At 68.2% G+C, this 20,491-nt stretch carries 17 protein-coding genes; 9 read left to right on the top strand and 8 right to left on the bottom strand.

Annotation, left to right across the window (positions count from 1 at the left end; translation table 11 throughout):
- Positions 1 to 348: 348 nt before the first annotated feature.
- The 3 genes from Vqi01_RS12865 to Vqi01_RS12855 are packed head-to-tail and all read right to left on the bottom strand — an operon-like array spanning position 349 to position 9,240.
- On the bottom strand, positions 349 to 5,265 hold the full coding sequence (locus tag Vqi01_RS12865; protein ID WP_204034991.1) for an Eco57I restriction-modification methylase domain-containing protein: 4,917 nt from the start codon (positions 5,263 to 5,265) through the stop codon (positions 349 to 351).
- Positions 5,262 to 8,084 (bottom strand): SNF2-related protein, encoded by a 2,823-nt coding sequence (locus Vqi01_RS12860; RefSeq protein ID WP_204034990.1) that lies wholly within the window; start codon positions 8,082 to 8,084, stop codon positions 5,262 to 5,264. Before Vqi01_RS12860 ends, Vqi01_RS12865 begins: the two co-directional genes overlap by 4 nt.
- Positions 8,085 to 8,100: 16 nt before the next feature.
- Positions 8,101 to 9,240: a serine/threonine-protein kinase gene (locus Vqi01_RS12855; RefSeq protein WP_204034989.1), complete on the bottom strand. Its 1,140-nt coding sequence runs from the start codon at positions 9,238 to 9,240 to the stop codon at positions 8,101 to 8,103.
- Positions 9,241 to 9,727: 487 nt separating this feature from the next.
- On the opposite strand from Vqi01_RS12855, the gene Vqi01_RS12850 reads away from it, so the two are divergent.
- The 3 genes from Vqi01_RS12850 to Vqi01_RS12840 all read left to right on the top strand — a co-directional run bounded on the left by Vqi01_RS12850 (position 9,728) and on the right by Vqi01_RS12840 (position 11,689).
- On the top strand, positions 9,728 to 10,621 hold the full coding sequence (locus Vqi01_RS12850; protein ID WP_239098375.1) for a hypothetical protein: 894 nt from the start codon (positions 9,728 to 9,730) through the stop codon (positions 10,619 to 10,621).
- Between the two features lie 41 nt (positions 10,622 to 10,662).
- Positions 10,663 to 11,049, top strand: coding sequence for a hypothetical protein (locus Vqi01_RS12845; protein WP_204034988.1), 387 nt, complete (start codon positions 10,663 to 10,665; stop codon positions 11,047 to 11,049).
- A gap of 181 nt (positions 11,050 to 11,230) precedes the next feature.
- Positions 11,231 to 11,689 (top strand): hypothetical protein, encoded by a 459-nt coding sequence (locus Vqi01_RS12840; protein WP_204034987.1) that lies wholly within the window; start codon positions 11,231 to 11,233, stop codon positions 11,687 to 11,689.
- 84 nt (positions 11,690 to 11,773) lie between these two features.
- Here Vqi01_RS12840 and Vqi01_RS12835 read toward each other — a convergent pair whose 3' ends face one another.
- Genes Vqi01_RS12835 through Vqi01_RS12820 form a run of 4 tightly spaced genes read right to left on the bottom strand, consistent with a single transcriptional unit; the run spans position 11,774 to position 14,304 of the window.
- Positions 11,774 to 12,184, bottom strand: coding sequence for a hypothetical protein (locus tag Vqi01_RS12835; RefSeq protein ID WP_204034986.1), 411 nt, complete (start codon positions 12,182 to 12,184; stop codon positions 11,774 to 11,776).
- Complete coding sequence (locus Vqi01_RS12830) at positions 12,184 to 13,566, bottom strand: WXG100 family type VII secretion target (protein ID WP_204034985.1); 1,383 nt, start codon at positions 13,564 to 13,566, stop codon at positions 12,184 to 12,186. The genes Vqi01_RS12835 and Vqi01_RS12830 overlap by 1 nt, the downstream gene beginning before the upstream one ends.
- Positions 13,563 to 13,895: a type VII secretion target gene (locus Vqi01_RS12825; RefSeq protein ID WP_204034984.1), complete on the bottom strand. Its 333-nt coding sequence runs from the start codon at positions 13,893 to 13,895 to the stop codon at positions 13,563 to 13,565. Before Vqi01_RS12825 ends, Vqi01_RS12830 begins: the two co-directional genes overlap by 4 nt.
- Positions 13,885 to 14,304, bottom strand: a complete 420-nt coding sequence (locus Vqi01_RS12820; RefSeq protein ID WP_204034983.1) for a YbaB/EbfC family nucleoid-associated protein — start codon at positions 14,302 to 14,304, stop codon at positions 13,885 to 13,887. The genes Vqi01_RS12825 and Vqi01_RS12820 overlap by 11 nt, the downstream gene beginning before the upstream one ends.
- Before the next feature lie 353 nt (positions 14,305 to 14,657).
- On the opposite strand from Vqi01_RS12820, the gene Vqi01_RS31590 reads away from it, so the two are divergent.
- Both Vqi01_RS31590 and Vqi01_RS12810 read left to right on the top strand, forming a co-directional pair.
- Entirely contained in the window at positions 14,658 to 14,855 is a 198-nt protein-coding gene (locus Vqi01_RS31590; RefSeq protein ID WP_372444352.1) for a type II toxin-antitoxin system HicA family toxin, read from the top strand.
- Positions 14,852 to 15,247: a hypothetical protein gene (locus Vqi01_RS12810; RefSeq protein WP_204034981.1), complete on the top strand. Its 396-nt coding sequence runs from the start codon at positions 14,852 to 14,854 to the stop codon at positions 15,245 to 15,247. Before Vqi01_RS31590 ends, Vqi01_RS12810 begins: the two co-directional genes overlap by 4 nt.
- A gap of 27 nt (positions 15,248 to 15,274) precedes the next feature.
- On the opposite strand, the gene Vqi01_RS12805 is transcribed toward Vqi01_RS12810, so the two are convergent.
- On the bottom strand, positions 15,275 to 17,194 hold the full coding sequence (locus Vqi01_RS12805) for an N-6 DNA methylase (RefSeq protein ID WP_204034980.1): 1,920 nt from the start codon (positions 17,192 to 17,194) through the stop codon (positions 15,275 to 15,277).
- A gap of 99 nt (positions 17,195 to 17,293) precedes the next feature.
- On the opposite strand from Vqi01_RS12805, the gene Vqi01_RS12800 reads away from it, so the two are divergent.
- From Vqi01_RS12800 to Vqi01_RS12785, 4 genes are all read left to right on the top strand, one after another.
- Entirely contained in the window at positions 17,294 to 17,818 is a 525-nt protein-coding gene (locus Vqi01_RS12800; protein ID WP_204034979.1) for a DUF4352 domain-containing protein, read from the top strand.
- A gap of 95 nt (positions 17,819 to 17,913) precedes the next feature.
- Positions 17,914 to 18,933, top strand: coding sequence for a DUF6119 family protein (locus tag Vqi01_RS12795; RefSeq protein WP_204034978.1), 1,020 nt, complete (start codon positions 17,914 to 17,916; stop codon positions 18,931 to 18,933).
- Positions 18,934 to 18,994: 61 nt separating this feature from the next.
- Positions 18,995 to 19,498 (top strand): hypothetical protein, encoded by a 504-nt coding sequence (locus tag Vqi01_RS12790; RefSeq protein WP_204034977.1) that lies wholly within the window; start codon positions 18,995 to 18,997, stop codon positions 19,496 to 19,498.
- A gap of 41 nt (positions 19,499 to 19,539) precedes the next feature.
- On the top strand, positions 19,540 to 20,325 hold the full coding sequence (locus Vqi01_RS12785; protein WP_204034976.1) for an Rv1352/Rv1906c domain-containing protein: 786 nt from the start codon (positions 19,540 to 19,542) through the stop codon (positions 20,323 to 20,325).
- The last annotated feature ends 166 nt before the right edge of the window (positions 20,326 to 20,491 follow it).

The following is a 20,491-nucleotide window of genomic DNA, read 5'->3' as shown; positions in this document are numbered from 1 at the left end:
TGTGCGCAGCATCGAGCAGGGCGGCGTAGTAGGTCTCGGCGAGAGTGCACCCCTCGCCCTTGCGGGGTGCCTCGATCGACACCGCCGACTCTCTCCGCCAGTTCTTGAATGGCGCCACAGATATGCCGGACACCCGCATGGCCCTGATCGCCACGGCGAGGTAGCGGTGCGGCGAGGAGGCGTTGAGGAGTCGGCGGATCTCGGCTACGTTGCCGGTCTGGAAGACATTTCGCCCAGATTCGCCGCCAGTCCCAAGACCCTCCGAGGCAACCTGTCGCGGTAAGCTGGCTCAAGCCTACACGTCGAGCCGGACCTGACGCAGTTCTTACATGGTAGGCCGCGAAGAAACTACGACGGCCGCCAACCCGCCTCTATCGCATCCTGAAGCCGCTTGCTGAACACGGCATGCGCCTGCCGATACTCGTTCTCCCGATCAGCCTTGTAGAACGGTCCGATGTACCCCTCAGGAGTTGGGTTCCGCTCCGGATCTTCCAGATAAGCCTGGAAAGCGGTCCAGTGCTCCTTGGTCTGCCCGTATCCGTACGTGTAAGAATCGGCGGCAATCTTTCGTCCATGAGCGTCGAACCACATCTGGTCCTCCCGCTCAGTCAATGTGAAGTAACGAGACCGAAGCATAGCCATTAGCTCTTCGATGCCCACCCCTAGCCACACCGCTACCAAGGCATCGATTTCTACTAACGCGGTTCGCCGCTCCCGCTCCGTCCGAAGTGGGGTGTCGTATGTCCACGTCGGCTTGACGTCTCCAATTTGATTCATCCGTGCCGAATCAACAACCCACTGCTCGGAGAGCCATCGATGGTCGAACAACTCTTCCCACAGCTGGACATACGCCTCCGTGAGGCAGTTCAGTCGAAGTGTTCGCAGCAAGAGGCTAGACGCAAGGGGATGATCCGTGCAAGGTGATGGCATCGCTTTGACTTCACCTTGCTGCAGATCGGATCGGGCGGTGATACGGAGCAAATAGTCCAGCGGCAACGCTGCGAAGAATCCGGCCGTCAGCGTCGTCGCCTTATCGTCGCTTAGGGCGAGACTTTGTACGGCATGCACATGCGTGGGACCCGGAGGGATCAAAGCCGAAAAAAGCGATCGCTCCATGTTGAAAGCAATCATTCTACGCCAAGCTAGACGATAGTACTCGGTGTAGCGGCGACCATTCCAAAGATCGTGGCCCGATCGACTTGCCGACTCTTCTGGGCTCGGCAAATAATTTGTTGCAGGCACAAAATCTTCAGGCAACGTAGTGAGGTCCACTGAATCCCAGTCGTGATTGTTGCGATAGGGAACACGGGGCTGTTTAGCAAAAGGTGTGGCTATCCCGAAGTGCGGACCTTGGACAACGACGTCAGCCAAGCAATCTGGCTGCGCCTGAATCCATCGAATCAATCCGTCCCTCTTGGCATTGGCCTCGTCGTAGCCCCGGCTGATATGCGGATTGTCTATTGAGAGGCGGCGCTTGACCGACGCCAGCGCTGTAATTGCCCGCTCCTCCGCAACAGTGATGGGTTGCAGAAGGGGTGCGCTCGAGGACGAGTTCTCATCCTGATTGCCGCGTAACCGCTGCCATGTAGTCAAGGTCGCCTGGTCGACCTGCACGACTCGAGCCCGGTGCGGTCGGTTGTCCCACGATCCACGGTACCGCTGGCTCGGCAACGGCCCGTCTCCCGGATGTTCCAGCGACTCGGCCAATGGAGAGGCAGCATAGAGTCGGCTGAGGTGGCTAAAGTTGATCGCTCCCGGCGAACCATAGACATGCACACCGAACTCGATGTTTCTGTTCGCGTCAGCGAAGGCCCAGTTGGCACCGTTTACGAAGCCCGCATGAACCCGTAGATGCCGGTAGGATGCACCGCGAAGCAATGCTTCCTTGGCGCCGCCAAAGTGAGTGTCTGGATGCACTAAACCTGCAGTTCCGTACACCCCGAGATGGGTCCATACTCGGCACATCATTGCCCGGTAAAGATTTGGTCGCGTGCCAGTTAGTAACGGATATGCCGTCGGGTGAGAGAGCGCTTCCACCGTTCCGGCGTTCGAGACCATCTCTGCAAGAAAACTAGGCTTGACTGCGAAGGACCGTAAAAGGTCCTTCTTTCGCACTCGCCAAGTCTCTACAGGCACCCGTTCAACTAGGCGGAACCAGGGATCATGCTCGGCAAGCACCTCGTCCTCTTTCCAGTCGGGACGCACCCAGGGTGGGTTGCCGACTTGAACGTCGAAGCCGCCCTTCGCGAACGCCTGGGCGAAGGCCAACTCCCAGTGGAAGAAGCCCTGTTGGTCGGCGATGTGTTCCGCGGTGAGGAACCAGGGGAAGCGGTCGGACAACGTCCAGGGGGAGTCGACGCCGATGACGCCGTCGAGCTTTTGCTCGAAGTCGCTCATCTCGTCGAGGCTGGTGAGTCTACGGCCGTAGAACGCCTCGGTGGCCGCGTCGGCGTCGGTGCGGCCGATGAGGGCCTCCGCGAAGGTCAGCCAGTCGTCCAGGTTGGTCAGGGGGACCTGCTGGCGGAGCTGTTCAGCCACGGTCGTGCGCCGGGTGCCGGTCGCCTTGGTCGGCAGCTTCGTCTGCTGCGGTTGCACGTTGCCATAGAGGTCGGCGACCTCGTAGACGGCCGGTTCCTCGTACGCGGGGATGTCTTTGACGTGCGCGACCTCGACGGGCGTGGCCGGGTAGGCGGGGTCGGAGCCGTCGAGGAGGCCGACCTTGTCCAGCGGCCAGAACCATAGCGCGCACCAGACGTCCATCAGGGTCTTGAGTCGCCAGTACGGGGTGCCGGGCGCGGTCAGGTCGGCGAGGATGTCCTCGCGGGCCACCGCCTCACGCACCTCGGGCAGGTCGTCAGCGCCCCAGACGGTGATGTCGCGGCGGATCTCCCGCTCGGAGATGGCGAGGCGCTGCTGCACCAGCCCCCACAGGAACTCGACCCGGCCGCCCAGCGCCTGCAAGCGTTTGACCTGGGAATTTTTGCCCTTGGTGGACGGGGTGCGCTTCATCGCCGTACGCCAGGCTTTGAGTTTTGCGGTTTCGACCGGGGCCAGTTCGCGGGCCTCTTTCTCCCCCGCTACCGCGCCCCAGCCGTCGGCGGGGAGCAGGAAGTGGTGGATGGTGCCAGCGTCGATCGGGCCGTCGCGGAAGGGTTTCTCGGCCGGGGCGGTGGTGAGCCAGGATTTGTCGGCGAGTTGCTTCGCCTCGTAGGTCTTGCGTCCGCAGCCGATGAGGGAGTTGCCACGTTGCAGGTGCAGGCCGAACCAGGGGGCCTGGAGGCCGGCGTGCATGACGTTGAGCCAGAGGGAGACCTCGGCCAGCTCGACGGCGGTGCGGTTGAGGTCGACGCCGTAGCAGTTGTGCAGCGCGATGTACGCCTTCACCCGCTGGAGTTCGAGGTGGTACTGCTCCGGGTCGAGGGTGACCGCCAGTTCCTTCTGGCGGCGGCGCAGGTATTCGGCGGCGACCTGGTTGATGGCCTCGTTGAGGAACGCGCCGGAGCCGAGCGCCGGCTCGCAGATCGTCCAGTCCAGCAGCTCGCGGGCCGGCGTGACCGTGTCGTCCTGGTCGAGGCGGTACTTCAGGGCGAGCTGGACGGTGACCTCGGTCAGGGACTGCGGCGTGTAGTAGGAGGCGCTGGTCTGCCGGTCCCGGCCGGCGAGCCGGTAGACGAACTGGCCGGGGTCGTAGCTGACCCGGCTGCGCACGCCCGTGTAGGCGTTCTCGCGGTAGACGAAGACGTTGTCGTCGTACTCGTCGGCCTTGGAGGCGGGGATCATCCACGAGCCATCCTTCGGGTCGCCGTTCTTGGCGACCTCGTAGAGCTGCTCGGTGGCGACGAAACCGGTGTACGACATCAGGCCCTCGTAGACCGCGCCGAGCTGGTTGATGCCGAGCTGGGCGTACGAGATGAAGCCGCCGCGCCGCCGCTTGCCGCCCCTGGTGAGCATCAGCCGGCGCAGCACCTCGTAGAGGACCTTGTTGCGCAGCCGGGTGTCGATCTTCGGGCCGTCGGGGTCGTCCTCGTCGCTGCCGGGGACCGGGATCAGCCGGCCGATGAGTCGGGTCTTCTCCGGCAGGAACAGGTCCGACCTCATGGGTTCGAAGCGCAGGCCCTCCCCTTCGCTGGCCTTTTCCGCGACCTCGGCGCCGCCGCGCGGGCGGTGGCCCTCGTTGACCATGCGGAACAGCAGGTTCAGCGACTCGTACAGGTGGGTGCCGTCCTCGGCGGAGGCCGGCAGGCGGCGGGAGACCAGGTCGCCGATGCGGGCCAGGCTGTAGCCCTCGACGTACTGCGGGTCGTTGACCGGCAGCACGCCCAACTCGGGGCGGGCCTCGGCGTAGAGCAGGAAGAGGATCCGGTAGAGGTAACGCAGCGCCTCCCGGCCGAGTTCCTTGGCCAGCTCGTCCAGCACCATCACCTGCTGCGGCTGGTAGCCAGCCTGCCGGATGCGGTCCAGCACCTCGTTGGCGATGAGTTCGACGGAGACCTTCAGGCCCTCGCGGAGTTCGCTGGAAACGCCGACGGCGTGCTGGCGGGAGCCGGCGACCAGGTCGGCGAGGGGTTCGGTGCCGCCCTCGGCGGGCGGTCGCAGCGAGTCGGCACCGAAGAGGGCGGCGACAACGTCGTACTCCCGGTCGTCGTTTCGGGCGTACGCGGTGTCCAGGCTGACGGCCAGGTAGCGGCCCTCACCCCAGGCGGCCCGGTCGGCGAGGGTGACCACTCCCCCGCTGAGGATCAGCACGTAGCGGGGTGGTTGCTCGGCGGCGAAGAGCCAGGAGGCGAGCTTCGCCCCGGTGGCGACGGTCTCGTTGCCGGGCAGGGTCACCGGGTCGAGCAGCCGGCCGGCGCCGTCCGGGTCCTGGGCGGCCTCGGTGTCGACGGCCCAGCCGCAGTCCAACGCGACGATGCCGTGTGCGGTGCCCAGCTCGGCGTGCGCGACGATGATCTGCTGTTCGTGGCCGGCGCGTTCGACGGTGATGGTCTGCGGGGCCGGCTCGAAGCCGAGGGCCTTCAGCAACTCGTGGTGCAGCTTGCGGAGCCGCTCCGGGTCGAAGAACTCCTCGTCGGCCAGCTCGGTCTTCGCGTCGAAGTAGGGCCGGCGCAGGCTCCGCAGGCCGGTGCGGGGGGTCTGCCCGCCGGACTTCTCGGTTTTGATCCAGCCCTTGACCAGGTCGCTGCTCTTGAGGGTGGTGGGCAGGATCTCGGCGAGGTAGTGCGCGGAAAGGTACTCGCCACGGTTGGTCAGCGACTCGAAACTCATGCTGGCACTCCGTGCTCAGGGGCGGATTCCGGGGAGGGGACGAGGACGGCGAGGACGCGGAGCAGCGGTTCGCCGTCGGTTTCCAGACGGTCGAGCAGGTCGTGCTGCTCGGCGACGGTGGCGTCGACGCGCTGGCGGCGTCGCTCGCGGTGCGCGCCGGGCAGCTCGTCGACCAGGCTGGCCTGCTGGAAGGCGGCCAACCGTTCGCGGTGGCGGCGCAGCGGCTCGGCGTTGGCGGCGTCGAACTCGGCGCGCTTGCCTTCCAGGTGGTCACGGGCGGCGGCCACCGCCCGCGCCAGCAGCTCGCTCAGCGCGGCGGTGTCGATGGCCTCGGCCCGGTTGACCATGTCGGGGCCGACGCCGGCCGCCCGCAGCACCTCGTCCATCGGCGCGATGGTGGGCTCGGCGGGCAGACCGGAGACGGCCATCCACTGCACCACCGTGGGCTGGCCGAGCCGGTTGGCGTAGACGCCCTGGATCAGGAAGGTCGGGCTGGTCACCTCGGCGGTGAGCACCGGGGCCTGCTGGCGGCCCAGCCGGATCAGCACCTTGTCGACCAGCCAGTCGACCATCGGGTGCACGTCGCTGAGGAAGGCGATCTCCGGCCACATCGGGGTCCTGCTCTGGCGCGCCTGGTCGAGCTTGCGTTGGGCGAGCGGGCGGTCGAAGGTCACCTTCAGCCGCAGGTCGTCGCCCTCGCGGTGGGCGCGCAGGTAGGAGCGGGGCAGGTCGGTGAGCCGGTGCACCAGGTCGTCGGGGGCGAGGAAGGTCAGCAGTTCGTCCTCGCGGCGCAGGTCGATGCGGTCCTCGGGCCGGTCATCGTAGATCTCGTGCAGGGCGGCGTCGACGAAGTCCCGAGTCGAGTCGAAGAGCTTCGGCACCCGGGCCTGCGGCACCTCTTCGACAACCGGCGCGCTGCCGACATCGCCGAAGAGGTCGGCCATCACGTCGATCTCGGCGTGCACGTCCGCGTACGACTGGTCGACGGTCCTGCCGTGCAGCAGGTCACGGACAAGGCGGTCCTCCTCGGCCTTCGCGTCGTAGAGGCCGGTCGCGGCCTCCACGCTGCCGAGGGTGCGGTGCGCTGTTTCCTCGCGCCGCAGAAGCACCTGGGAGACCGTGCGGTCGTCCTTGGCGTCCTCGCGGGCGGAGGTGAGGATCAGCGCCCGGAACTGCGGCTGGTGGCGCTGCCCGTAGCGGTCGATGCGGCCGTTGCGCTGCTCGATGCGGATCAGGCTCCACGGGATGTCGTAGTGGATCAGGTGGTGGCACTGCTGGTGCAGGTTGACGCCCTCGGAGGCCACGTCGCCGGTGAAGAGCAGCCGCACCCCGCTGCCGGCCAGCTCGAACTCCTGGAGGATCTTCTGCTCGTCGGAGTCGGCCACGCCGCCGTGCAGCACCCGCACGGCGTCCGGCTTGAGCCCGAGCAGGCCGGGGACGGTCTCGGCGAGCCACGTGACGGTCGGCACCCGCTCGGAGAAGACCACCGCCCGGGTGTCGCTGCCCCGACCGACCCCGATCCGCCTCAGCTCCTCGACCAGGTGGCGCAGCTTGCTGGAATCCTGGTCGGTCATCGCCGAGGTCAGCTCCGCGAGCCGGTCCAGCGCCGCGCGCTCTCCGCCGGTGGCCTTCCTGCTCCGGTTCGTCACCGTCTCGTGCAGCGCGCGGTGTGAGGAGAGAAAAGACTTCAACAGGGTGTACGGGAAGAGCCGGTGCTGACCGGTGACCGCCTCGTCGCTCCACTTGCCGGCCAGCCACACGTCGGTCAGCTCGTCGAAGATCTGCTCCTCGATCGGGCCGGCCGGGCAGTGGATGGCCTGCGACGGGCCACGGTCGGCCCAGCGGTCGCCGATCTGGTCGCGTACCTCCGGGCTGATCTTCGTACGCCGCAGGTAGAGGTGGGCGATGTCGCTGGCCTGGTAGTCCTTCGGGTTGGCGATGGCGGCCGGGTCGAGCAGCGAGATGAGTTGGGCGAAGGACTCCTTGTCGCCGTTGTGCGGGGTGGCGCTGGCCAGCAGCAGCGCGTCGGTTTTCGCGGCCAGCCGGCGGGCCAGCTCGTTGCGCTGGGTGCCCTTGTTGATCAGGTTGTGCGACTCGTCGATGACCACCGCGTCCCAGGTGGTGGCCTCGAGGTGGTGGCCGAACTGGCCGGCGTCCTTGAGCGTGTCGACGGAGATGATGGCCCGCTTGAAGTGGGTGAACGGGTTACGCCCGGCCGGGATTTCCTGCTGGATGCGCTGGATGCCGGTGGAGTCGAGGCGGACCAGCGGGATGGCGAACCGGGTCCACAGCTCCCGCTGGAACTGTTCGAGCACCTGCTGCGGCGAGACCACGAGGATGCGGTCGCCCCGGCCCCGACGGATCAGTTCGGCCAGGATCAGCCCGATCTCCAGGGTCTTGCCCAGGCCGACCACGTCGGCGAGCAGGATCCGTGGGCGCAGACCGGCCAGCGCCAGCTCGACCGGGCGCTGCTGGTAGGTCAGCGGGTCGAGCAGGAACCGGTCGGTCAGCGCCAGGCCGCGCTCGGTGCGGGGCAGGGGTGTACGCCGCAGCACCGCCTCCAGGAAGAGTCGGCTCTGCCGGAAGCGGGAGGAAGTGTCCCGGACGAGTTGAGTCTCCTCCGGCCGCATCGCCTGGATGTCTTTGTCGAGTTGGGTGAAGAAGGTCGCCTCGACGTCCTGAACGAACTCGGAGACACCCACCGCCTTGATCATGGTGCCGTCGGCGGTGCCGGTCTTGACGCTGCGTACCAGCCATTCCTCATCGCGGACGACGATGCGGGAGCCGGGCGCGAAGGTCGCGTCCTGGGGGGTGGTCATCGGTGGTGCGGCCTTCCTACAGCGTGGATCGGCGGGCGTACTGGCGGCGCAGCTTGTCGACCAGCCAGGTCACGTCGACAGGCGGGCCGACGGACCGCTCGGGGTCGACCTTCGTGGATGATGTCTCCGGCGCCGCAGCGGTGCTTGCCGCCTCGACGCTGCTGTCGCGCTCGGCGCTGCTGTCGTGCTCGACGCTGCTTTCGCGCTCGGTGCTGCCTGCCTGCTCGAACACGGGCGGGCCCTCGGGATCCCGCTTCGGGTCCTGAAGGTCCGGCGGGATCAGCAGTTCCGCCGCATCGTCGTAGGTGGCCGCGGCGACCTCCTGCCGCAGGTCGTGCACGCTCATGCCGCTGGTGGTGGTGGCGACGGCCAGCAGCCGGGCCTGGACGTCGGCGAGTGCGGGCCGGGCGGTCGGATCGAAGGCGAGCATCGCGCCGAGCAGCGGCACCAGTTCCGCCGGCACGCCGGAGAGGTCGGGCAGGTCGCTCGGTTCGGTGATCCGCAGCAGCAGGTTCCACGAGTTGGTCGGCGGGTAGAGGTGATGGCCGGTCAGCGCGAAGACCAGGATCGCGGCCAGACCGTAGACGTCCACCGCGGGAGTCAGCTTGCGCTCACCCCGGACCTGCTCCGGTGACATGTAGGCCGGAGTGCCGACCAGGGCGCCCGGCTCGGTCAGGTAGTCGTTACGGTCGATGAGCACCGCCAGGCCGAAGTCGATGAGCTTCGGGCCGTCCGGACCGAGGACGATGTTCTGCGGCTTGAGGTCGCGGTGCAGCAACCCGGCCTGGTGCACCTTGATCAACCCTTCGGCGAGCATCGCGCCGGCCATCGCGGCAAGCCGCAGCGGGAGCGGGCCCCGGGCGTCGAGGTGTTGGCGCAGGGTGGCACCGGGGACGTACTCGACCGCCAGCCAGGCAGGGTCACCGTCGGTGTCGGCGTCCTCCAGACGGGCAACCCGGGAGCCGAAGACCAGCTTCAGGCTCTCCACCTCGGCGGCGAACCGCTCCCGGATCGTCGGCGTCGCGATGAGGTGCTTCCTGATCACCTTGAGCGCGACCCGTTGGGCGATCGGCGACACCGCGAAGAAAACGTCGCCCATGCCGCCTGACCCGAGCGGTTTGACCAACACGTAGCCGCCGACGTTGCCCAGCGTCATCCGCCCCCCTCACGATGGTCCACACCCGACGCGTTGGCGGGATTCAGGCCGTACGGACGCACGACCGTACATCGATGTGCCATTGAGAGCCACCGGCCGTTCGGTGCGATGCGGTATCCCGGCGGCCCACAGTCGACTGTCAGCTCTGGTAGACATCAGGTCACGCGCTTGCCGCAAACACGCGGTCAACTCCGGCACACTTTCGGCAGCAACTCGATTCACGACCTGCGGAGCGAGGATGACTCGCCGCCCGGTTCCCAGGCGATGCCCACAAAATCGTCTGGATCGAGGAAGGCCAGCGACTACGGCTGCGCGGCCTCAACGCCCGAGTCCCTTCGGCGCGACAATCGGGATAGGCGACACCGTTACCGGAGGCGCTCAGTTCGATCCGCTACCCGTCATCATTCGGGGCACAGTCGACACCAGAGGGCGCACAGATCGCGAGGTGGTGACGCGACATCGCTGGTGGTGAGATCTTTGGCGGGTGATGGAGGTTGCCCGGCGTGAGCTGGCCCGGATGCGAAGTCTGCTCGCCGAGCATCAACGGGTGGAGGACGTGTGGCTGCACTGGAAGATCAAGCGTGCCAACTTCGACACCTGGTGTGGCTACGACATCGAGCACCTGTTTGCTGCCGGGGCGCAGGCCACCGTCGCTTTCGTGCGCGACAGCGAGCACCCCGACCGGGACGATGTGCTGGAGCGCCTGCTGGACGAGGAAGGCCAGCCGCATGTGTCCGAGGACGATCTGGCGGCGTGGTTGCAGCGTGAGCGGTCGCGTTTCCCGCTCGGCCCGGCCGCCGAGGACCCGCTTCGGTGGGTGCACCGAGCCAAATTTATCGGTGACGGCGAGCTCGCCCGCCAGTGGCTGGACCGCTGGGCTTCCGGCCGCCAGAGAGACGAGGAAACGCTGAGCCAGCTTCGATACCAGTTGGCCGATCTGGGGGCGTTTGCGGAGGCAGCCAAGGCGCAGCGGGAGAGCTTGGTGTTCGCCGACAACCCTTGGGACACCGCCTCGGCCTGGCAGTCCCTGGCCCAGTTGGAACGCCAGGCCGGCGGCCATCATGCCGCCTGGGAGGCGCTGCGTGAGTGCCGCCGAGCCCTCGACGGCGTGTCCGGCTGGACGACGGTGGGCCTTGGTCGGATGTACGTGGAGGAACTGTTCCGCTTGGCCGCTGCCGCAACCGGCACGTTGGCCGGCGTGGTGTTCGCCGAGGCGGAGAGGCAGGCGCTCCAGGTGCCCGGACTGCCCCTGGTGGTGTTGCAGGCCGCCACCGAAGCCGCCGACAACGTCGGAGACCAAACGAGGGCAGCGCACTACCAGAAGCTCCGCCACGCGGAGCAACGGCGCATCGACGTCGAAATGGGCTGGGCCAGCTCCTGATCGCAGGTCACCTCCGACGACCCTCGCCACCTGACAGCGAGTTGGTCGATCACACCGGCCTGCTGCTGACGATCATGGCTGACAGCGGCGGCACGGGCATCACACTCGATCATTATCCGCCCGCGCCCGCCGTTCTGGAGGCTTACTGCGCACACGCCGGCCGCCTGGAGCCATCAGTGCAGCGTTTCTTCATCGCCGCGCAACTGGCCCAGCATCTTCATCAATCAGCAACGGGACGAATGGTATGGCCCGAGAATGGACGAGAACGCGTCCTGGACGGCTATCTCTCCCTCCTCAACCGCGACGACTGGTGCACGATCGCCCGCACCGGACTGGCCACCGGTGATCACCGGGTCACCTGGCTTGCCGAAGCACTGGCACCAGGCCTTGGGCTTCGAGCGTTCACCGACGCCGCGAACGACGAGTAACGCCCGGAGGCCGGCGGAGAGGGCGTCCGCGTTCTCCGCGCCGGCCTGCCGATCGGCGCAGGACGTGCCTGGAGCCGCCGCAGAAGCGCTCAGCGCTGGCTGAGCACGGCTTGACCAGATCGCGCGAGGTGCAGCAGACGCTGGTCCGGCAGGCATAGAGGCGAAGGCCGCGCGTGATGAGATGGCAGCTGCGGTAGTCAGCGAAGTGGACGGCTGGCCGGTGGGCGAAACCCCCGAGGACCTCACCGAGTACGCGATGGCGCAAGGTGCTGAGGGGTACGACGTGCACGAGGTACGGCTGTGCAGGTGCGCGGCGTGTGGCGGGCATGTCTTCGGCGTTCGTGGTGATCTCGAGGAGCACGCAGCGAAGCGCATCTGTCGCAGCTGCGGTGCGGAGCATTTCATCGCGGACAGCGGCCAGTATTGGGATGACGCCAGGTCCGGCATCATGGTCTGCGAGTGCGACGGGGACGGCGACGAAGAGGACTTCAACGTTGCGGTGGGCTACTCCCTCTACGCCGACGGTGACGGAATCCGGGCGATCGCCATCACAAGCCGCTGTGTCGCGTGCGGTCGGCTCGGCTACTGGGACGACTGGATGATCCGCGGTGGCGAGATGCACCTGTTGGACCTCGCGTAGGCCTGAGCGGCCGGGCGCACCGTTCGCAACCTCTTCGACTGGCGCCAGCGCCGCCATGGCCACTGTGGCGGTGCGGGCCGACGGTCAGCTCTGCCAGAACATCAGGTCACGCGCCTGCCGGGAGCACGCGGTCAACTCTGGCACACTCCGAGGTGGGACGGCGTAGTCGCGGTCGCGGATGAGGATCAGGAACTCCTCGGGCACCGCGACCCGGTGGCGACGCACGTAGTAGGCGAGGTCCTTGCGCCACAACCAGTCGCCGTCGGTCAGCACCGTCGACCCGTTGAGCACCTGCTGGCCAGGGTCGAACGGGTCGTCGGCGACGTCCATCACGTCGATGAGAATGTGACCCGAGTTCAAGTAGCCGACCACCTGGGCGAGGTCGGGCAGCTCGGAATCGGCGACGCTGTCGAAGATGCTCGGCTGCGGCTCGGGGGCACGCACCGGCCCGAACTCGACGAACATCCCCGCCGTGCGCAATCGACCGCTGCTCATTACCGCGCGCCCTTCGGGTAGAAGGTCTTCCACTCGCCGTCACCCCGGATCACCGGGCTCTGCCCTACGGGACCATACCGGTCCACACCGACCGCGTCGGTCGGCGCTGTCACGGGTACACCGAGGGCGTCGGCGACCTGCTGTGCCGCCGGTGGTACGCCGGCTTCGGGATCCACGGCCCCGGTGTGACAGGCCACCAGGCGGACCGGTCCGCCGTCGTACTGCGGGTTGTCGCGGATCGCGTTGGCGATCTGCTGCGGGTGGGTGTAGCCGGAGGCGTGGTCCCCGCCGTCGGCACCCAGCAGGCCGGGGCGGAACATGCCGTTGCGCTCGCCGTGCACCACGACGTCATGGTGACCAGGCAGCGGGGCAACCATGTCGAAGTTGTTCATCGTGGCGCTGTCGTAGCCGATCGCGGTGCTGGTCGGCCGGTAGTACACCGGATCTCCCGCCAGGAGATTCGCGTCCGGCGGTGGCGGCGACTGCGGATGTACTGTCGGGTCGCTCCAGTCCGAGCGGTGCCCCATTGGCTCCAGATCCGCCGCACCACGCGGCGCGGCATTTCCCTCGCGTGCGGCACAGCCAGCCGGAGCGACGGGGCCGGTGTGCGACGCTCGGCGCAGCAGGCCATTCAGCTCGTCGATCAGGTCACCCATGCGCCAGAGCAGCGGCACCAGCCGGCGCAGACTGCCGATCAAGGCGTTGACCAGTTTGCCGATGCGGGCCGCCCACTTGGCCACCAGACTGCTCACCCGGGAGACGACCAGTGGGGTGGCCGCGCCCAGCGTCACTCCGGTCTCGGCGAGCCACAGCGGCATCCTGACCGCCAGCACGGACACGAAGTCCGCGATCAGGTCCCGGACCAGCTCGCGCACCAGCGCGACCAGGAGGCCAGCGCTTTCCACCAGCGTGGCTATGCCGTTGGCGGCCCGGGCGAGGCCGTCCATCGCCCGGATCTGGCTGGTCAGGTGGTCCTGGTACGCCTGCGCCGACGCGCCCTCCCAATCGGCCAGCTGCCCGGCCAGCGCCGTCTGCAGGTCGGTCGCCGTGCCGGTGCTCTCCGCCGCGATGTTGCGCCAGGTCTGCGCGTACGCGGTGATCTGGTCCGGGTCGCCGGCCAGCCAGTCCAGCACCTCCGACAGCGGCTTGACGTGCTCCAGCAGCCAACCGACGCCCCAACTGACCAACGAGCCCAACGGGTCCAGCACGGTGGCCAGCGCGTCCAACGAGGTGGCCACACCTCCGATCGTGCTGTCGATCCAGCTACCCGACTCGATGCCCGCCACCGTGTCGGCGATGTCCTCGATCAGCCCCAGCCCCGAGTACCAGCGGGTCGAGTCGAGACGCGGCGCCACCAGGGGGTTGATGGCTGCGTCCGTCACAGCGGCAACTCCAGCCGACCGGCGGCGCCGAGGACCCGCCGTGCGGAACTCTGATCGGTCGACTCGGTCGCGGCGGCAGCCTCCCGAAGATTCGTCGCCGTCTCCCGCAGCGCCGTCGCGGCCTCGTCCAACGCGGCCACCGTCCGGTTGCCCAGCGGATCGATCAGCCGGGGCAGGAAAGCACAGATCTGCCCGTACGCCTCCGTACCCATGTGCACCTGCGCCGCCGCGCTCCGGGCGGTCTGCATCCGGTCGGCGGCGTCGTCCACCGCTGCGGCGTGCCGCACCACCCCGGCGGCCGACATCCGCATGCCCGCGTCACCGAACATTGCCGGCCTCCGGCCGATGTCGGTTCGTCGGTTCCTCGGGCGGTGCGGGGAATCGTCGTGCGAACGAGTCGACGACCGTCCGCCCGGTCTCCGAGTCGGTGCCGACAGTGTCATGGACCGCCGACGTCACCTGCTCGGTCAGTTTGGCCTGTGCCCAGGCGATCGTCGTCATGACGATGTCTGCGAGGTCACCGCCACGCATCCGTTGCACGCGATCGTCGAATCTGAGATCGGTCAATGCACCAGTGGCGGCGACCGTCACGCGCACCGCGCCGTCCACACTGCTAGCCGAGGCGGTCAGGCCGGCGACCCGGTCGGACAGTTCGGCGGCTGCCCGTGCCCGCGTCGACACCTGCGCCGCCCACGACTGCATCCGCTCCTGCGCCTCGTCCGGATCCTGGCTCAGCATCACGCCCCCGGCAACTACAGCCGCCGACGCTGTCATCAAATCCAGCGCGCTGGCGGTTACTCCACGATGCACCATAGTCGCCGTACGTCTGCGTTCGTGGGCCCTGGGCAGGGATGGTGTGGCCGCGTTTCCCGACGACGAGATCTACCGGCGAGGTCACGCCGCACGATGGCACAAACGGTTCAGCTCGACAGGGATAGATGAGGAGGACCATCCTGGCCGGGCCTATCAATTCGCGGATCTCGGGAAGGATTCCGTCGGGACGGATCGGTTCCGAATCAGGACCAGTTGCCCAGGTCAGCTAGACAGCTTCCGTCTAGAGGCACTAGACTCGGCGCGTGGTGTTCAAGTCAATGAAGCGCCGCGACGTCGAGTCCGTGATGACCAAGCACGACTGTGCCTGGCTCCGGTCAGGTGGGCAGCACGACATCTGGGTTTGCCCGTGTGGTAGCCACCAGGTGCCCATCCCTCGGCATACGACCATCTCGGCGGGCGTCGTCGCGAACATTGAGAAGAGGCTATCCTGCCTGCCGCAGAGGTGGTTGTCATGAAGAGCTATCTGGTTCATGCCGAGCGCGAGGGTAGGTTCTGGCTGCTGAGGGTGCCAGAACTCGACATCATGACCCAGGCTCGACGGCTCACTGAGGCAGACGAGATGGCCCGGGATCTGATTGCGACCTGGCTCGACATCGCCCCCGATACGTTCACCATCGATCTGGAGGTCGCTCTGCCGGATGAGCTGGCCCAGCGACGCGACCATGCCCGTCAACTACGCGACGAGGCTGACCGGCTGCGCACCTTGGCCGCCGACGAATTTCGCGACGTGGTTCGTGAAGCCCATGAGGCAGGGCTGTCCGTCCGCGAACTCGCAGTGGCGCTGAAGCTCTCGCACCAGCGCGCTCAGCAGATCCTCACCGAGGCTCGTGAGCGTCGCTCGGCCTGACCATCCTGGCATTGCTGATCGGTTGACTCAGCGCGAGTTCTCGTCGGGCCGGATCGTTCCCCGGGCCAGGCCGTCGGCGGTGAGCTGCACCAGTTCCGCGCCGAGCAGCGCCGCCTGTCGGACCGCTGACTCGAATTTGTCCAGCCGCTGGAACGCCGCCCCGTGCATCCGCTGCTCGTCCAGCGGCAGTCGGCGTACCTGGGCCCGCCTGATGTCGAAGCGCAACGTGCCGGAGAGGCTTGACGCCTGCTTCTCGTTGGTCGAGGTGCGCAGCTGCCCGGCGAGGAACCACGGGTCCAGCGCCGCCGGGTTGGGGCGCAGCAGGTAGAGGTTGCGCCCCAGCAGAGCGCCTTCGGCGGTGATCACCCGGGCGGTGAGCTGCCGGGCGACCATCGGGACCACCACGTCGCCGACGGCGAGTGGGATCTGCTGGCCGAGTCGGCCGTCGTCGTGGCCGGAGGGTGGTTCTCCGTCGAGCACGTCCTGCACGGTCAGCACCGGCGGGCCACCCGCCGTCGGCTCACCGGCCGGGGCGGACTCGCCGGTGGCGCGGATCGGGCCGAGCAGGTGCAGCGCGCCGGAGCGGGCCAGCTCCCCCACCGTCAGGAACTCCCCGTCCGGCCCTTCGGGGGCGGGCGTGACCTGGGGCATCAGCGCCGGCAGGTCGGCGACGACGGCGACCAGCCGCTCTCTGGTGCGTACCACTTGTTCTCCGGTGGCCTCGCCCGCGACGGCGGGTTGCCGGCGCGCGGGGGTGAGGTCGACCTCCTCGTCCAGCAGCTCGATCGTCGGCATCGCGCGGGCGAAGCCGGCCTGGTCGACCTCGGCGTCAGCGCTGAAGCTCCGCCAGGCGGCGAGCACGCGCGGGCCGGTCGCGGCCAGGTCGCCGGCGGCGGCGTCGATCAGCAGCGTCCGCGCCGGTGGTGGCGCGTCGGGCGCGGGCCGCCGCAGCACCCACAGATGCAGCGGTACGCCGTGCGGCGCGGCCACCCCCGCCGGCAGCGCGATCACCGCGCGTAGCGCGCCACGGCGCAGCAGCTCAGCGCGGATCCGCCGGCCGGCACGGCGGCTGGCCACCGTGGGTGGCATCAGGAGTACGGCGTGCCCGCCGACCCGCAGGTGGGCCAGGGCATGCTGGACCCAGGCCAGCTCCGGTTCGGTACGCGGAGTGCTGCCGACGATCCACCGTGGATCGTGGCCGAGTTCGTCGTCGCCCCAGTTCGTGGCGCCGAACGGCGGGTGGCAGAGCACGGCGTCGAAGGTGCGGCCGGTGAACTCGTCGGCGCGCAGCGAGTCGCCGGGGCTCACCTCGCCGGGCACCTCGCGCAGGGCCAGCCAGAGTCCGGCGAGCCGGGCCAGGTCCCCGTCGAGTTCCTGCCCGTACGCCGAGGTGCAGCCGGCGCGCACGGCGGCGCGCAGCAGGGCGCCGGAGCCGGCGGCCGGGTCCAGCACGGCGCCGCCGCCGACGCCGGCCAGCCCGACCATCAGGTCGGCGAGGTCGTCGGGAGTGACCGACGGGCGGCCCGGGGCCGGGGCAGCGAACCGCTGCCACAGGACGTCGAAGGCGTCCTGCGGGCCGAGTTCGTCGGCGAGCGCGTCGAGGTCAGGCAGCAGTGGTGCCAGGTAAGGCGCGGCCGGGCGGCGGGGGCGTTGACCGCGTTGCCGTGCCAGCAGCAGCGCGCCGACGGCGGCGAGGCCGGCTGCCGGGGAGTCGCTGGACGGCGCGAGGCGGCGCCAGAGCCGGTCGGCGGTGCTCAGCTCAGGGAGCTTGCCCTGGGCGCGTAGCCAGTGCTCGACCTGGGTCAGGTCGAACTCGGGGCTGGCGGCCGTGCCGCCCACCGGCACCGGGAAGTCCGGGTGTCGTTTGCGCCAGTTGCTGACCGCGGCCCGACCGACCCCGGCGAGCCGGGCGATCTCCGCCGCCGTGATGGTCGGTGTCTCCTGCACGTTCGGAGTGTGTCACACCTGTCAACCATCATGTCCGTTGACGTGGTTCACAGATGATGCTCTTATTGACGCCGCCACGTTCCGATCAGGAGGACAACGATGCGCAAGACCACGACGATCGCCCTACTCGCCACCGCCCTCGTCGCGCTCGGCTGCGGCGCCGGAGCCACCGACGACGCCGGCAGTTCCGGTGGCGGCGACGCTGCCGAAGACAAGCCCGCCAAGACCGCGAAGATCGGCCAGGCGGCCCGGGACGGGAAGTTCGAGTTCACCGTCAAGTCGGCCAAGTGTGGCGTCAGCAAGGTCGGCAGCGACCTGCTCGGCGCCAAGGCCCAGGGCCAGTTCTGCCTGATCACGGTCAACGTCAAGAACATCGGCAAGGAGCCGCAGACGCTGATCGACAGCAGCCAGAAGGCGTACGACGCCGACGGCACCGAGTACTCCACCGACTCGGCGGCCGCGATCTACGCCAACGAGGACCAGCAGACCCTGTTCAACGAGATCAACCCCGGCAACCAGGTGACCGGCGTCCTCGTCTTCGACATCCCGAAGAAGGTCAAGCTCACCAAACTCGAGCTGCACGACTCGCCGTTCTCCGGCGGCGTCGAAGTCGCCCTGAGCTGACCCCGCGTGTCGAGGGCGGGTCCCGCGAAGCCCGCCCTCGATTCCCGGCACCGCCGCCCGACCGCCACCACGAATCTCTACGCGAGGAGATCGAGATGCGCAGTGCGACCAAGCGGATTCCGCCCAACTCCAGCACCCGCCCGGCGGGTCGGAAGGACCGCCGCGGCCCCAACCCGGAACAGCCCACCCTCTTCGACGGTCCGGAGCTGACCAAAACCCTCGACGAGCAGTTGGGACTTGCCGATCCGCCCGCTCTCGGCGTGGCGGTGCCCGGCGATCTCGTCAGCGACATCGAGCACGTCCGGTCGTACCAGATTCAGGTCCCCAAGTCCGGTCGACGCCCGACCCTGGCTACGGAGCTGGACCTGCCCGCCATCCTCGCCCACACCAACGGGGCGCTGGACGACGATCGGTGGAGCGGACTGCGCAACGGGACCGTCACGCTCTTCGCCGATGCTCGTGGTTCCGAGGAAATGGGGTCGACCCGGGCTTTCCGTTGGCTCACGGCGGAGGTGGCCGTCGGCACCAGCCACCTGCTGCTTCATGAGGGCGAGTGGTACGAGATCGGCGACCGACACCGGGACTTCCTGCGCCAGGAGATCGACGAGATCCTGGCCCGGCCGTCCGCCATCACGCTGCCGCCCTGGACGGCGGACCTTCGGGATGAGGACGCCTACAACCGGGAGGCGGCCCGCCGTGACCCCAGCCTGGTGCTGCTGGACAAGAAGCTGCTGCGAACGACACAACACCGCCGCGGCATCGAGGCGTGCGACCTGCTCGGACCTGGCGGCGAACTGATTCACGTCAAGCGCGCGAAGAGCAGCTCCCCGCTCAGCCACCTCTTCGCCCAGGGCATCGTCTCCTACGAGGCGCTGCGCTACCAGCAGGACGCGCGCGCCAAGTTCCTCGACGCGGTGCGGCGGCAGCCCAACGGACGTGACCTCGGCCAGGATTTCCGGCCCACCAAAGTCGTCTACGCCATCGCACTCGGTGCCGGCCGGACGGTCACCGTCAATTCGCTCTTCACCTTCGCTCAGGTGGCGCTCTATCAGGCGATGAAGACGCTGCGCAACGAAGGCGTGGAGATCCACGTCATCGGCATCCCGCCCGCCTGATCCGCACCCACACTCGCCCGAGCCCGCCCTCCATGATTCGTGTCCATAAGGGAGCTCCTCCATGACCGATCCTTCTCAGCTCATGCCGCCGGACCAGCCCGAGGTCATCACGAGCGCTGAAACCGCTCCGGATTCCGTGCCGACCAGCCGGCGGCACACGTACCTGATCGCCGCTGCCGGGGTAGCCGTCCTCATCGCCGCCATCGGGATCACCCTTCTTCTCGCCGGTGCCGGACACGACGAGCCGGGCGCGGAGCAGCCGACCCGCAGGGTGGTCGAGGCCGCCCACGCGAGGTGCGGCCCCACTGGGACCGAATATGCGCGGGTAGGTGATGGGGGCCGGACCCTCACGCTCAACAGCCACGGCAAGAAGAGCTCCGGCCTCGCGTATGCGCAGCTTGAGTGCTACTGGACCATGCTGGAGATGCCGGACTCCGTACGCGCAGAGGTCGAGGCGACCAGGGCGCTGGACGGCCGGCGATCCGGGGAGTGGGACGGCATCCGGGTCTCCTGGAGCTACCACCCCGACAGCGGCATCCAGATGGTCTTCACGCTCGCGGACTGATCAGCACCTCAACTCCCCCTCCCCGACCCCAGGAGGCCCTCGTGCGTCCCGAAGTCCCCTCCGACCTGCCCACCCGTCGGTGGTTCGGTCCATCGCTGGTCACCGCCGCGCTGACGGCCATCGTGCTGGCCGGCTGCGGCGACGGCCAGGTTGTCGCCGAGGCCGAGCCGACGAAATCGGTCAGCCCGTCAGTCTCGGCGAGCCCGTCCCCGACCCCGTCCCCGACACCGCCCGCCGACCGTGACGGCGACGGGATGCCGGACAGCACCGACCCCTACCCCGACGACCCGAAGAACGTTCCCCAGCAGAAGCCGTTCACGATCGCCTGCGACCTGGACCAGACGCTCCACCCGGTCGGCGCCGCCGAGAAGGCCGCCTACAAGACCTCGAAGTACGACGACGAGGAGGACATCTCCACCCTCTACCGCATCTGCGCCGAGGTCGACCCGGACGACGTCTACGCCGAACCCGGGTTCTCGGCGAGCGAGAGCCAGATCTCGGAGATCAACGGCGCCTTGACCCTCTGCCCCAAGCACCCGTACGCAAAGAAGTGGCGCGGGGCGGCCAAGCGCGGCCAGCACGATATCGAACTGGAGGCCCAGGGCCGACTCTTCGGATCCGGCACCTTCCGGGTCGGCAAGGAAATCAAGCCCGGCACCTACGTCACCCACGACGTCGACGGCTGCTACTGGGAGCGACAGAACCGCTCCGGCAACATCATCGACAACTACTTCACCAACAGGGCTCGGCGGGTGCAGGTCACCATCCGTTCCTCCGACTACGCCTTCAGCTCCCAGCGATGCGGCGAATGGCGGCCGGTGAGCTGACACCGCTGATCGCACCAGCGCCGCAACTCGACGGCGCAGATCGACGGCGCAGGGAGCAGCTTCCAGCGCGCCCAGGCTGATCCGTTTGTGCTCTCAGCTCGACAGCGTCCGCGCAGCAGTCATCCGCCCCGCGCGGCCGATCCTTCCACCCCCACCGCTCGAAACT

Source organism: Micromonospora qiuiae, assembly GCF_016863555.1.
Classification (GTDB): domain Bacteria; phylum Actinomycetota; class Actinomycetes; order Mycobacteriales; family Micromonosporaceae; genus Micromonospora; species Micromonospora qiuiae.
The sequence above is the reverse complement of the archived record's forward strand: the minus strand, read 5'-3'. Positions and strand labels throughout refer to the sequence as shown.